Source organism: Ottowia thiooxydans DSM 14619, assembly GCF_000422885.1.
Lineage (GTDB): Bacteria > Pseudomonadota > Gammaproteobacteria > Burkholderiales > Burkholderiaceae_C > Ottowia > Ottowia thiooxydans.
This window is the reverse complement of sequence record NZ_AUGX01000049.1, coordinates 1-12,829: the sequence shown is the minus strand read 5'-3', so window position 1 is coordinate 12,829 and position 12,829 is coordinate 1. Positions and strand designations below refer to the sequence as shown.

10 protein-coding genes are annotated in these 12,829 nt (G+C 56.9%); 9 read left to right on the top strand and 1 reads right to left on the bottom strand.

All coding sequences use genetic code 11. The annotated features are described in order from the left end of the window. Window positions 1-21 precede the first annotated feature (21 nt). From G518_RS0123795 to G518_RS0123755, 9 genes are read left to right on the top strand one after another with little or no spacing between them, the layout of a single operon-like run. The gene (locus G518_RS0123795; protein WP_028604666.1) at window positions 22-1,686 is read left to right on the top strand and encodes a GumC family protein; all 1,665 of its coding nucleotides are present in this window, start codon (window positions 22-24) and stop codon (window positions 1,684-1,686) included. A 2-nt stretch (window positions 1,687-1,688) separates the two neighbouring features. Next, window positions 1,689-2,363: a P-loop NTPase family protein gene (locus G518_RS0123790; protein ID WP_028604665.1), complete on the top strand. Its 675-nt coding sequence runs from the start codon at window positions 1,689-1,691 to the stop codon at window positions 2,361-2,363. A gap of 12 nt (window positions 2,364-2,375) precedes the next feature. After that, a complete protein-coding gene (locus tag G518_RS0123785; protein WP_084652202.1) occupies window positions 2,376-3,929 on the top strand; it encodes an O-antigen ligase family protein in 1,554 nt (517 codons plus the stop codon). Window positions 3,930-3,967: 38 nt separating this feature from the next. Next, window positions 3,968-4,735 (top strand): sugar phosphate nucleotidyltransferase, encoded by a 768-nt coding sequence (locus G518_RS36625; RefSeq protein WP_084652200.1) that lies wholly within the window; start codon window positions 3,968-3,970, stop codon window positions 4,733-4,735. 10 nt (window positions 4,736-4,745) lie between these two features. Beyond that, window positions 4,746-5,738, top strand: coding sequence for a GDP-mannose 4,6-dehydratase (locus G518_RS0123775; protein ID WP_211231759.1), 993 nt, complete (start codon window positions 4,746-4,748; stop codon window positions 5,736-5,738). A gap of 11 nt (window positions 5,739-5,749) precedes the next feature. Then, entirely contained in the window at window positions 5,750-7,924 is a 2,175-nt protein-coding gene (locus G518_RS0123770) for an alpha-L-arabinofuranosidase C-terminal domain-containing protein (RefSeq protein ID WP_028604662.1), read from the top strand. Further along, entirely contained in the window at window positions 7,921-9,477 is a 1,557-nt protein-coding gene (locus tag G518_RS0123765; protein ID WP_084652198.1) for an oligosaccharide flippase family protein, read from the top strand. The genes G518_RS0123770 and G518_RS0123765 overlap by 4 nt, the downstream gene beginning before the upstream one ends. Beyond that, a complete protein-coding gene (locus tag G518_RS0123760; protein ID WP_028604660.1) occupies window positions 9,474-10,610 on the top strand; it encodes an aminotransferase class III-fold pyridoxal phosphate-dependent enzyme in 1,137 nt (378 codons plus the stop codon). The genes G518_RS0123765 and G518_RS0123760 overlap by 4 nt, the downstream gene beginning before the upstream one ends. A gap of 40 nt (window positions 10,611-10,650) precedes the next feature. Then, window positions 10,651-11,325 carry an LbetaH domain-containing protein gene (locus G518_RS0123755; protein WP_028604659.1) on the top strand — a complete coding sequence of 225 codons (675 nt, stop codon included), beginning with the start codon at window positions 10,651-10,653 and terminating at the stop codon, window positions 11,323-11,325. On the opposite strand, the gene G518_RS0123750 is transcribed toward G518_RS0123755, so the two are convergent. Next, complete coding sequence (locus tag G518_RS0123750) at window positions 11,287-12,444, bottom strand: hypothetical protein (protein WP_028604658.1); 1,158 nt, start codon at window positions 12,442-12,444, stop codon at window positions 11,287-11,289. The genes G518_RS0123755 and G518_RS0123750 overlap by 39 nt on opposite strands. Window positions 12,445-12,829: the final 385 nt, after the last annotated feature.

The window sequence follows — 12,829 nt, the reverse complement described above, 5'->3', positions numbered from 1 at the left end:
CAACGACCAACGACACACCGAATGCTGCAGACCGAAGCTATTCCGCACCGCCCTGAAGCTGATAGTTTTCAGTTCAAAGGCGCCTTAGACACCATCAATCAGGCTATCAGTGGCCACAAATGGGTGGTGATCGCCACCATGCTTATGACCACGCTGTTGGTCAGCGCCTATGTGATGATCTGGCCGTCCACCTTTCAAGCCGAAGTGATGGTCGCGGTGGATTCGGACAAAGACATTCAGCGAACCGCCTTTTATCAAGGCTGGAACATCTTCCGCAAAGATGGACTGAACGATGAGGCTACCTTGATGACCAGCCCCGCCGTGCTTCGCGAAGTTATTCAGCGACTGGACCTGAAGTACGAAGACGTATATCACCCCTTCAGTAAATACGCGATCCACCTGTGGACCACCTCTTGGGTTGGCCGCCACTATAGACAGTTCAAAAATTGGGTGCTGGGCAAATCCGAACAGACCGGCGGGCTAACGCCGGAGCAGATTGAGCAATACAAGATCATGAGCGACTTTGAAACCGGCGTCTCGGTTCGCCAAGTTGGTGAAGCCAATATTGGGCTGGTGATTGTCAAAGGCTCGAATCAACGGGTTCACGAAATTGCCAATACCTTGATCGAGGTTTATCTGGAACAACGGCGGGAGCGGTTTATTCTGGAAGCGCAGCAGGCTCAAAAAAGTCTGAGCGAGGAAGCCGCCAAAACTCAGGGTGAGCTGGACCAACTGGATAAAGAAGTGCGCCAATTCCGTTCTGAGACCGGAGCAGTGTTGCTATTTGAAAAAGACCGCGCTCAAATTGGCCAATGGCTGGTCTTGCGAGCAGCCGTCACCGACCTTGAAGCACAAACCGCCGAGAACGAAGCCGCCCTGCACACGGTCGAGGCCCAGCTTGCAACTGAAGGCGCCAAACTCAAGAGTGACCGGGTCTTCAAAGAAGAAGCGAGCCGCGACCGGCTGCCCAAGCTGGAACTTGCCTTGGCTGCAGCACTCCGATCTTTTCAGCCGGACTCCCGCGAAGTTCGAGAGATCGAAGAACAAATTAAGGAAGCTCAGGCCGGGCTATCGGGCAACCAACAAAGTGTTGTGGTTCGCAGCGCCAACACTATGGCAGCGACCTATGAAGTGCTGCTGGCAAAAAAACTGGCGATCGAATCCACCCTGGCAGGCTCCCGATCGGCCCTGAAGGTCAAGAAGGATGAGCTGGAGAGAATGCGCGGCCTGCTCGACCAGATTCCTGAAAAATTGCAGCTCAATCACGAATTTGAGCGTCGGCAAGGCTTCCTGGAAAACAAATATGCGGGCTTAAACGAAAAACTGACCATAGCGTCGGTTTCCATGGCCACGGCCAAGTCAGCACCGCCAGCCATGCGCGTGGTCGAGCCTGCGCACACGCCAGAACAAGCCATTTGGCCGCAGACCAAGCTGTTGATTGCTGCTGCGCTGCTGGTTGGCGCGGTGCTGGGGGTGATTGCCGCGTTGCTGCTGGAAATTATGTTCGAACGTGTGACCCGACTGCGTCTGAGTACCCGCGAGGGCCCGCTCAAACTGCTGGCGGTGGTCGATCAAGACGAAAAATTCCTGCTCAATCTCTTCCCGCTATCCGCCAGCGCTGTGCTGCAGGACACGCGCGCTCATCAAAACATGGGGGAGGCCCGGCGTCTGCCCAACAACGACTGATTATGGCTGCAGACAAAAAACCCTTGGCACAGTGGTATGAAACTCTGCTGGACTCCGTAGTCAAAGAACGCGAACCGGCATCCCGTTCCTACCGCTATTTGTCGCGCCTGATCGAGCGAGAATACCCTCGCACCGACAGCGGCGTTGTCCTGGGCTTCAGCTGCGCCAATGACGACCAACTCTCCACCAATGTCCTACTCATGCAGGCCTACTGTCTGCAAAGCGAACTAGGCGGCTCGGTCCTGCTCATTGATGCACGCGTCAAAAACGACGGTGGCGGCATCAGCCAACGTCTAGGGCTTGACCATCAAACCGGCTATGCCGAGTTGATGCGAGAAGGTCCTGCCGAGATGGCTGCCCTCATTCAAGCCACAACGGTTCCAAATGTTTCTGTCTTGCCTCAAGGTGGGCAAGCGGGCAAGCCATTGGTGGTGCACCGCCAACATTTAACTACTTTGCTCGAACAAGCAAGAGCGGGCTACAACTATGTGTTGCTGCAACTGGGCTCTGTGACTGCCGACACACGCAACCTGGTGTCAGCTACGCACGCGGATGCCATGCTGTTGCTGGCCCATGAAAACAAGACACTAATGCGTGAACTGCTCGCGGCCGAACAATTACTGAGAGGCAATGGCGTCGACGACGTGCGCGTCATTGTGGCGGCTGGTGAGTCCTGACGTCCGTTCACAATGACAGTCAACTCTGCTTCAACGACTTCGCTCAGGGGCTTGGGGTGGCCTCAATGGATGCTGGTGGCTGTGGCGGCCCTCTGGGCGGCCATATTGGTGATTGTATTTTTCAGCGCCAATCGGTTGTATTCGCTGCCGTTGATTGCCGGCACGCTCTTGCCATTGATGTTGTACGCCAGCAGAAATCCTCGCTTGTTTTTTCTGCTGGGCATGGTGGTCAGTTCGGTCTTCGGCTTATCCATCAATTTCAATCGCCAAATTCACGTTGGGGGAGCACCGTCTTTCAGCATTGACTTGATGGATCTTTTCATGGTGCCATTAATCGTGTTCTTGATTCGCGATTACGCACGAGGTTACCGGCAGGACTATCGAATGTCTGGAGTATCTGGCTGGTGGTTGGGTCTGATTGGCTTGGGTGCCATCAGCATTCTGCTGGGACCCTATCGACAGTTTGCCGCGTTTGAAGTGGTGCGCATGCTCAAGTGCTGGCTGCTGTTTCTGGTTGTCGTCAATGAGTGCGTGCGCGAGCGGCACTTTCATCACGTGGTGGTGGCGCTGGCCTGGGGGGTGCTGGTGAATTTGCTGGTCGCAGGTTTGCAGTACACGCTGAAACGGTCGCTGGGGCTGCAGGCTCTGGGCGAAGCAGCCCCCGAAGCCGTGTTGGGTGCCAATCTGGGAGTGTATTTGCATGCGGGCGACGTCTACCGTGTCTCCGGATTGGTGGGCCATCCCAATTTGTTCTCGGCTTACTTGGCACTCTTGCTGCCCACCTTTACGGCCTTGATCTTCACTAACTATGGGGTGCGCACCAAATGGCTGCTGGCCCTGCTGTCAGCCATGGGCCTAGTGGGATTGCTGCTGACACTGTCTCGCACAGCATGGGTCGCCTATGCCGTCGCCATGCTGGTCTTGATGGGCTTTTTGTACTTTCACCCCTTGTTGCGTCTTCGCTTTGGCTTGCTCAAGGGCGGTATGAAGCTAGGGATCGGCATCGCCGCCGCATTGGCCGCGGGGCCCATCATCAACCGACTGACCGCTAGTGATTCGGGTGCGCTGGACTTTCGCTACGAATGGCTTCAGGTGGCCTGGAAAATGGTTCAGGCTAAGCCCATAGTCGGCTTTGGGCTGAACAGTTTCTCTTATCAAATTTTGGGCTATACGCCCTACAGTACGGCCAAGTTGGTCGAAATGTTTGGCCCGGTATGGCCGGTTGTGCACAACACCTATTTCTTGGTTTGGTCGGAACAAGGAACGATCGGTTTGATATTGTTCCTGGGCTTGAACATTCATCTGTTATGGCTGGCCTACCGCAACACGCAGTTTGCGTTGAGCGAGAAGATGTTGATGCTCAATGTCGGGGCCATGGCGGGCCTGATCGCCATAATGATCGATGGCCTAGGCAGCTTTTATCTGCGTGTCCCAGGGCCTGCGCGGGTGTTTTGGGTCATGGCGGGCCTGATCGTCGCATCTCATTATTGGAATGTTCGCAATCTGGCATGGCGTCGGGAACAAGAGGCGCCGCACGCCCGGCCAGAAGTTCTTCAAGTCAAGTAGCCCATTTCCTTATTTTACAATTTTCTTTAGGAGTGTCTATGCAAGTTGTGATTTTGGCCGGCGGGAAAGGAACTCGAGCCTATCCCTTCACCGATTACTTGCCCAAGCCCATGATGCCTGTGGGCGGCAAACCCATCCTGGTACAGATCATGCAACTGTTTGCCGCTCAAGGGCATCGGGAATTCATTCTGTCCATCGGGCACCGTAAGGAAGTCATCCTAGACTACTTTGCCGACAAGGACAACGACCTGGACATCACTATCGTCAACACCGGCGAAGACACCGACACCGCTGGCCGCATCTACAAGTGCCGCCATTTGTTGCGCGATCAGTTCATGGCCACCTACGGCGACGGCCTGTGCGACGTGCCAATGGACAAACTGATTGCCTTTCACAACAGCCATGGCGGTTTGGCCACCCTCACCAGCGTGCCACTGCAATCGCAATACGGCACGGTGGAATATGACGCGCAAGACCGGGTGACCGGATTCAAGGAGAAACCACGGTTGAATTCACACTGGATCAACGCCGGCTTTTTCGTCATGAACAAAGGCGTTTTCGATCACTGGGAAGGCAGCAACCTCGAACGAGAGGTCTACCCCAAGCTGCTGGAAAAAGGCTTGCTCTACACCTACCGCCATGACGGTTTCTTCAAGTCGATGGACACCTACAAAGACCAGCAAGAAATGGAAGAGCTGCTGTCCACCAGCGATTTGGTGCCACGCGCTAATCTGACGCAAACCAACAAGCACTACCAATACTTCGACCACCTCGCGCTGGAGGCCGCGCAAACCAAAAAAAACTGAGAGAACCATGATGAACAATCCAAAATTCTGGCAAGGCCGCAATGTGTTCGTGACGGGCGCCTCAGGTTTCCTAGGCAGCTGGATGATCGCTGAGCTGAACAAGCGCGGCGCCAATGTTGTTGGTCTGGTACGCGACCTGACCAGCACCACCAAAGCCAGCTTGATTCCCGGCTCACAGCCAAATTTCACAGTGTTCGGTTCGCTCGAAGACTACGAGCTCCTGCTGCGCGCCGTGAACGAGTACGAAGTCGACACCGTGATGCACCTGGGTGCCCAACCCATCGTCGGCGTCGCCAACCGCAACCCTCGCTCGACCTTTGAGGCCAACATCCGCGGCACCTGGAATCTACTGGACGCCTGCCGCCAGATCTCCACTGTGAAACGGGTTGTCATCGCCTCCAGCGACAAAGCCTACGGCGAGCAACCTCGCCTGCCTTACGACGAGACCATGCCACTGCAAGGCATGCACCCCTACGACGTGTCGAAGAGCTGCACCGATTTGATCGCTCAGACCTACCACAACGTTTACCGCACGCCGGTCTGCATCACGCGTTGTGGCAATTTCTTTGGTGGCGGTGATTTGAATTTCAGCCGCATCGTGCCGGGCACCATCCGCTCCATCATCGATGGCCAACGCCCCGTTATTCGCAGCGATGGCAGCATGATCCGCGACTATGTCTATGTCCGGGACGTGGCGCAGTTCTATCTTTTCCTGGCGGAAGCCATGGAAGACGACAAACTGCACGGGCAGGCCTTCAACTACAGCACTGAAAGCCAGCTCAGCGTGCTCGACATCACCCGCAGCATCTTGCGCTTGATGAGCCGCACCGATCTGGAACCCCAAATCCTCAACGAAGCCAAGGCCGAGATCCCACACCAATACCTCAGTGCAGCCAAGGCCCGCAGCATGCTGGGCTGGCTCACGCAATACACCATTGAAGACGGACTCAAAGAAAGTATTGACTGGTACCGCAATTACTTCAGCCAGGTGCGAGCTGCATGAGGTCGCGGGGGATGCTTATTTTGTACAGCTGTCGGCAAACATTGCTCTGGGGTTTGCTGGCACTCGCTGGAATCAACTGCCCCGCAGCGCTGGCGGTGGACAGTGCTGAATTGGCCAACCCCGGTTTTGACCAGCCGGCCCAAAATGGGCTACCTCCGGGCTGGGCGCTCGACGCCGCCGTCACCAGCAAAGGCCGCGTCCAATTGCTGGACAAGCAACCCGGTGCATCAGGGCAGGTGATGGTGCTCCAACCCAACGGTCGCAATACCGGCGACAAACTGTTGGGAGTCGGTCAGTTGCTGAATGCCACTCGCTGGCGTGGACGCACTGTGAGCATACAAGTCCGGCTGGGCGCCAGTGATAGCGGCACGGCCGTGGTCGGCGTCCATGCGCTGGGTAAAGGCGGTGATCTCGGCAATGTCCAACTGACGCAAACCGACTCTGGCGGGGAGCTGCGCAATCAAAACCACGTCCTGGCCGTCCCCGCCAATGCCGACATTCTGATCGTCTATGCCATCGCGACGGGCCAATCCGGGCAGGCATTCTTTGACAGTGTCAATATTGGGTCCGAGCAGCTTGCAGCCCGTACAGAATCAGCCCCCCCTGTGCCGCAAACCAGCACGGCGGCAGAGGGGCGTGTCAACATCACCGTCAATGCTCATCAGGTGGTACGGGTCATTCCCTCCACGCTCTACGGCACCAATGTGGAATGGATTTTCGATGGACAAGGTCTGTGGTCCAGCAAGAAAAACGCCCTGGATACGGAAGGATTACGGCTGTCCAAAGAGATAGGGCCCACGGTGATTCGTTTTCCTGGCGGGGTGTTCTCCGACACCTACCACTGGCGTGACGGCATTGGGCCTCAGGACAAACGTCCCACCACGTTGCACCACCCAGGTGGCCCCAAGTCTCGCCATGTCTTGGGCTCGCAAGAAATCGCAGAGGTGGCTCGATTCGTCGGCGCAGAACTGATGTTCACCGTCAATGCAGGCACCGGCACACCTCAAGAAGCCGCAGACTGGGTCAACTACGCAAAAAAAGAAATTCAACCCAAAGTTCGCTGGTGGGAAATCGGCAACGAGCTCTACATGAAGGGCGACCTGTCGGGCGCAGAAATGTCGGCCTCGAAATACACCCAGAAATTCATGGACTTCGCCAAGGCCATGCGGGCGGCCGATCCGGACATCCGCATCGGGGCTATTGGCGGCCTTAACTACGGCAACTACCGTTTCATTGCCGACGACCGATGGACTGAAACTCTGCTGAAACAGGCCGCGCCACAAGTCGACTTTTTGGCCATCCACAATGCCTATGCCCCGGTGGTCATCGGTGTGAAAGAAACCGCGGATGCCCGGGCGGTCTATCAGGCCATGCTTGCAGCGCCACAGCAGATCGAGACCAATCTGAAAGACGTGTCCGCCTTGCTGGCCAAGTACGAAAACCCCGCCAGGCCAATTTCATTGGCCATCACGGAATGGGGGCCGTTTTTCCATGTCCTACCCGCCAGTCCATGGGTCGACCATGTCAAAACCATGGGGTCTGCGTTGTTTGTCGCGTCGACCCTGAACACCTTTCTGCGAGCGCCCCGGGTTGAGATGGCCAACTTCTTCAAACTCACCGACAGCGCCTTCATGGGATGGGTGGGCCGCCGGCAAGGGGGCTGGGCCAGCACGGCACCGGGTATGGCCTTCAGCATGTATCGCCATCACCTTGGGAAAAACCTGGTTCAAACCGAGGTCTCATCTCCCACCTTCAGCACCTCGGGCCTGGGCGTGGTGAGCGCCACCAGTAAAGTTCCGTTGGTTGATGCCGTTGCCACGCTCGACAACGGCACGTTGGCGATGATGCTCGTGAACAAGAGCGATACGCAAGTCATGGATGGCGACATCACCCTCTATGGTGTGAGCTCTTTCACTAAAGTCAGCACGCAAACCTTGTCCGCCAGCGCTTTGGATGCCCATACCGGCACCGAGTTGCCGCAAATTCCCGGCCTGAAGTGGGCCAAGCAGGTGGAACTCTCACGCTTCAACCGGGGCGCTCCAGGTGAGATCCGTTTGCAAGAAGGTTCGCTGACCGCCAAAAGCAAGGCAGGAAAAGGGGCGGTGCGCTTGAGCTACAAACTGCCCCCCTTGAGCATCACCGCCATGATCCTGGATCGTGTCGTACTGGACAAATCAACACGATGATGCGACCTCCTGCGCCAACGGGCGTGACGCACGCTGAAAACTCTCAGCACGCCATTCACGCGGGGGCGAGCCGGGTCACCCGCAACCAGCGCATCGTGGTCATCGCGCAAGGGTTGCGGTTATTGCTATTCGTTCTGGCGACGGTGTTGTTGGGACGTTGGCTCGAGCCGGCCGCATTCGGTTTCGTGGGCCTAATCTCAGGTCTATTCCTCGCGGCGCAAGAAATACTGGACATGGGTACCACCGCGGTCACCACACGGCAAGTGGCACAACAACCCTCCGATGAACGTGACCTACTGAATGCCTTGATGACATGGCGCTGCCTACTGAGCCTGGTGCTGGCAGCAGGCGTCACCCTGTGGGGGTGCTGGGGCCCTGTGCAGCAAGCGGAACAACGCTGGGTGCTGTTCAGTGCGGCCGTGGTGTTGCTCTTCATGCCCTGGAGCAGCTACCACGTGGTGTTTCAAACACGCCAGGCTTTCGGTCGCGCCTCCACATTGGCGCTGGCCACACAGTCCACCTTTTTGATCTCGGGCATCGCTCTGTTGAAAACCCCGTTCCTGGCCTGGGCCACCGCCATCAGCGCAGGTGGTGCCATGGGGTTGGCCGTGATCACTCGCGAATGGCTGCAACTTTGGGGCAGTCGGTGGCAAGCCACGCAACTGCTGGGTTATCGGTTACGCGCCTCATGGAGTTCGCCTGGCTTGCGCCCGCTGTTGCGCAAGGCATGGTTGTTCGGTTTGGCCGGTGTCAGCTACAAGTTGTCGGCCCTAACGGGCGTTTTTTTTCTCTGGACTTGGCGGGAACCCCACGAGCTGGGCACCTTCAGTGCCGCTCAGCGGCTGTTCGCGCCACTGACCGACACAGCCTGGATGTTTACCACCCCACTGATTGCGGCGATGTCCTGGATGGTTCAACACCACCACGCCACATTCCGGTTACAACTAAACGCGCTGACCAGGTGGCTCATTGCCTTGTCCTGCAGCATGGCCGTAGGCGGTCATTTCGTCGGGCCCTGGATCTTGGGCTTTCTCTATGGTGACACCTACACGCAAGGCACTGCGTCTGCGGTACCGGTTTTTCAGTGGCTCTCGATAGGGTTGGGCTTTGCACTGGTCACCCCCGTCTTGGCCGTGGCTTGCCTGGCTCAGGGCCAGGATGCACTGCTGATGCGCATCAGCCTGATAGGCCTGAGTTTGAATATCGCGGCCAACCTGTGGTGGGTACCTCAACTGGGTTCCCAAGCAGCCGCCATGGCGTGGTGTCTGAGTGAGGCCTGGGTCATGTCGGCATTGCTGATCGCGGCCATTCACCAGGGGCATCTGCACATCCGCCCCCGAGATGGCCTGTATCTTCTGCCCTCGATCGCCATGCTGATAGTACTTCCCCAGCTGACACCCTGGCCCACGATGCAATTTCTCGTGGGCTGCCTCATCGGGTTGAGCGGGCTTATCGTGCTGCATCAACAGCCCGCTCAACGCGCAGTTCGGCAGGCTGTGGCAGCAACAGCTCAAACCGATCCAGCGGAACGCACTTCGAGCACTTCACCATGACGCCATCCATCACACCACCCATGCTGAGTCGTGGCCTGGGCAGTCTGCTGCACGACCAGCACGGCCAAGGATGGACAGATCTGATCACCGGTTATGGCGCGGTTTTTTTAGGCCATTGCGAGCCCAAGATCACCGCCGCCTTGCAAGCCCAGTCAACGCGACTCTGGGCCGCAGGCCGCCTGCCTGTCGATCATCAACCCCGTGTCGATCGATTGATTAACCAACTGCTTGCGTCTGACATGCGTCAGGCAGGTCTGCTGTCCACCGGCATGGAGGCGGCTGAATACGCCATGCGACTGGCCGCCACCCACACGGGCCGCCAAGCATTCATTGCCTTCGAACGAAGCATGCACGGCAAATCGGCCATGAGTGCCGCATTGTGTTGGCCAAATGCGCCCTTGCGTCCCGGTGGATTGCACACCCTGCCATTTGTCGACCGATGCGCCGAATCCGACATACTTGAACAACTGCTCGCTGTGCTGCGTACTGGAAAAATCGCCGCCTTGTTCGTCGAGCCCCTGCAAGGCTCTAATGGCGCGCATCAAGCCTCCGCAGCGTTCTATGAGCAAGCCATCGCGCTGTGCCACGAACACGGCAGTCTGTGCATCTTCGATGAAACACTGACTGGGTTGTACCGGACTGGGCCCGCGTTTTATGCAGAACGACTTGTCGGCACACCCGATATGTTGATCTTCGCCAAGAGCATGGGCAATGGGTTTCCTGTGGCCTGTGTGGCCCTGGGTATGCACATCCAGATCACCCCTCAAGCCTTGCCGGGCAGCACCTTTGCGGGCAATCCGTTGGCGCTGGCCGTGGTGGAGGCCACCTTGCAACGCATGGCCGAGTTACCACTAACGCAACAGGTCCAGCAGCTGGATGAAATCGCCAGACAGACTTTGGCGCCGCTCGATCCGACACAGGTCTTCGTACGCGGTCAAGGCGCGTTGTGGTGCTTGGAGCTGGGCGCGTCAGTGAACATTAGCACCCTTGCCCAAACTCTTCACGATCACCACCTGCTGGTGACGATCACCGGTCGCTTCATGCGTTTGTTGCCAGCGGCCACCATGAACACCACCGACTGGCATCAAGCTTGCGAGCTGATTGCTCAGGCCTGCCAAGCGGCGACCAGTTGACGAACATCCCGCACCAAAGTGCATTGACCACGGAGAGGCCATGTCCAAGAAACTGTTCATTTTCGGTACCCAAAACTTCGCCGACATGGCCTACTACCTGTTCAGCACCGACAGCGCCTATGAGATCGCAGGCTTCACCGTCGACGGGGCCTATATGCGAGAGACCGAGTTCAACGGCTTGCCAGTGATTCCCTTCGAAGAACTGCCTCAGGTCATGGATCTGGCCCAGGATGATTTATTCGTGGCCGTGGGGGTGGGGAAAATCAACACCTTACGCGCCGATAAAGTCACTCAAGTCACCGCCGCCGGCTACCGCCTGGCGTCGTTCATCAGCAGCAAGGCTCATGTCCCCAAAAACTTCGTGGCCCGCCCCAACACCATGATCATGGACCAGGTGAATATTCACCCACATGTCGACGTCGGGGCCAACTCCATCATCTGGAGCAACTCACGCATCGCACTGAAGGTCAAAATTGGCGACCATGTCTGGATCACTTCTGCCGTAATTGGTGATTCAACCACGATTGGAGACTACAGCTTCATTGGGCTCAACGCAACCATCGCGCCGTTTCTTAAGGTCGGCAGCCACAACCTGATTGGCGCGGCCGCCGTCATCTTGCAAGACACCCAAGACTACGCGGTTTACCGAGGCCCGCGCAGCCTGCCCTCCAAGGTGTCAAGTCTGCGAATTCAGAACATCCCCCTGATTCGCTAATCGGACCTGAGCCAACAGCGCAGTCGGAGACGCGCAGAGCTGTAAGCCTTGATTAATGCGCTCAAATTGCGCGACAGACTCATCTGCACGATGAGCCAAATCAGCATCCTTAAAAGGCTGTTCCAAGGGCAACAAGGGGGGCCGCCAAGCGTCATAAAACAGCTGTACCCCTGCATCGTGCAGCTTGGGCATGATGTGCACCATGTGGCCTACATCAAAAAACATTACTGGTCGATTGGCCCGCACGCGATGAATGATGGAGAAGGAATAGTAATTCCAGAAAAAGGCATACTCCGCATGCATCAGCCGACGCATGAATGCCGCATAACCCTCATCACCAATCAACTCGACCTCGGTGGCTAAGCAGAGCTTGTCACGGACGGCACTCAACAGAAACGAGGGCGCCACCAGCACCGCCTTGCGCCCCAAAGCAACGCACTCCAGAAGACGTTGAACCAACGTCGAAACAAAACCTTCACCGCCTTTACGCATCTGTATCCGGCAATCCACCTGCGACAACACAAAAATCCAGCTGGGGGGATCTGCAGCGAGCTCAACGGCCATGGATTTCGCTGCAGGCAAAGCAGCATACGACAAGGCACCGGGCCGGTCGGCATGCAATCGTTGGATCGGCGAGGGGTAAACATGCCAACACCAACGCAACTGAACCTTCAAGAAATACAAGCGCCACGCCAACCGCTGGCTGAGCAAACGCTGGCGCCAGGACAGTCGGCCCTGCGACAGCACGGCATTGAAGTCCAGTGCATTCGGGCTGTCCAGAAGCCCCAAAAAAGGGTCACTGGTCAACACCGGAACGCCACGCCGCTTCAACCTCCACAACAAAGCCACGGCATTGAAAAAAGAAAAGCGCTTGCCGATGGTCAACAAATAACCCGAGAACAACATCACCACATCAGGGGCCAGCTGCTCAACGCAGGCCTCAATATCAGATAGCGTGTCGTAATGATCGACCCTCATCGTCGCCGTCGAGGAAACCGCATGACGCAATGCCGTCGGTAAAAGCACGTGGGCAGAAATGTTCGCATCGACACCCTGCAAAAAATACATGGCACCGCCAAGCTCGCCATAGTCACCGGACACCACCAACAGCAATTGCATCAGTCGTCGACTCCAGAGATATTCACATGCGAATGATGGATCTGGGCATCACGGCCCCATGCCCTGGCTGAATGAACCAGAAAGCTGGGCTCATGTGCACAGAATGACATCAACAGCATAGTCATCGACTCAAAGTGAACGAAGCAGCTTCGTCCATTTAGATCGTCAAGCATAGTTGCAGTGTAGTGCAGGGGCCCCACCCCCAGGGCCCACTTCATACAAACAAAAATACGAGCAAAAAATCGTCAAATTGTTTGCCGCCCCCTGCAACGACGAGGTCGCCTTTTGTTGGGGTCTCCTCGTTTTCAGTGCAATAAGTGACGGTACGCAAAGCTAGCACTGGCGCGGGGGTGGTCTGGGTAGACCGTTGATTTCATTGACTTTC

Excerpts from the sequence above, each read along its gene's own strand:
- G518_RS0123785 (WP_084652202.1), top strand. The coding sequence starts at position 2,376 with ATGACAGTCAACTCTGCTTCAACGACTTCGCTCAGGGGCTTGGGGTGG.
- G518_RS36625 (WP_084652200.1), top strand. The coding sequence starts at position 3,968 with ATGCAAGTTGTGATTTTGGCCGGCGGGAAAGGAACTCGAGCCTATCCC.
- G518_RS0123795 (WP_028604666.1), top strand. The coding sequence starts at position 22 with ATGCTGCAGACCGAAGCTATTCCGCACCGCCCTGAAGCTGATAGTTTT.
- G518_RS0123760 (WP_028604660.1), top strand. The coding sequence starts at position 9,474 with ATGACGCCATCCATCACACCACCCATGCTGAGTCGTGGCCTGGGCAGT.
- G518_RS0123770 (WP_028604662.1), top strand. The coding sequence starts at position 5,750 with ATGCTTATTTTGTACAGCTGTCGGCAAACATTGCTCTGGGGTTTGCTG.
- G518_RS0123790 (WP_028604665.1), top strand. The coding sequence starts at position 1,689 with ATGGCTGCAGACAAAAAACCCTTGGCACAGTGGTATGAAACTCTGCTG.
- G518_RS0123755 (WP_028604659.1), top strand. The coding sequence starts at position 10,651 with ATGTCCAAGAAACTGTTCATTTTCGGTACCCAAAACTTCGCCGACATG.
- G518_RS0123775 (WP_211231759.1), top strand. The coding sequence starts at position 4,746 with ATGAACAATCCAAAATTCTGGCAAGGCCGCAATGTGTTCGTGACGGGC.
- G518_RS0123750 (WP_028604658.1), bottom strand. The coding sequence starts at position 12,444 with ATGCAATTGCTGTTGGTGGTGTCCGGTGACTATGGCGAGCTTGGCGGT.
- G518_RS0123765 (WP_084652198.1), top strand. The coding sequence starts at position 7,921 with ATGATGCGACCTCCTGCGCCAACGGGCGTGACGCACGCTGAAAACTCT.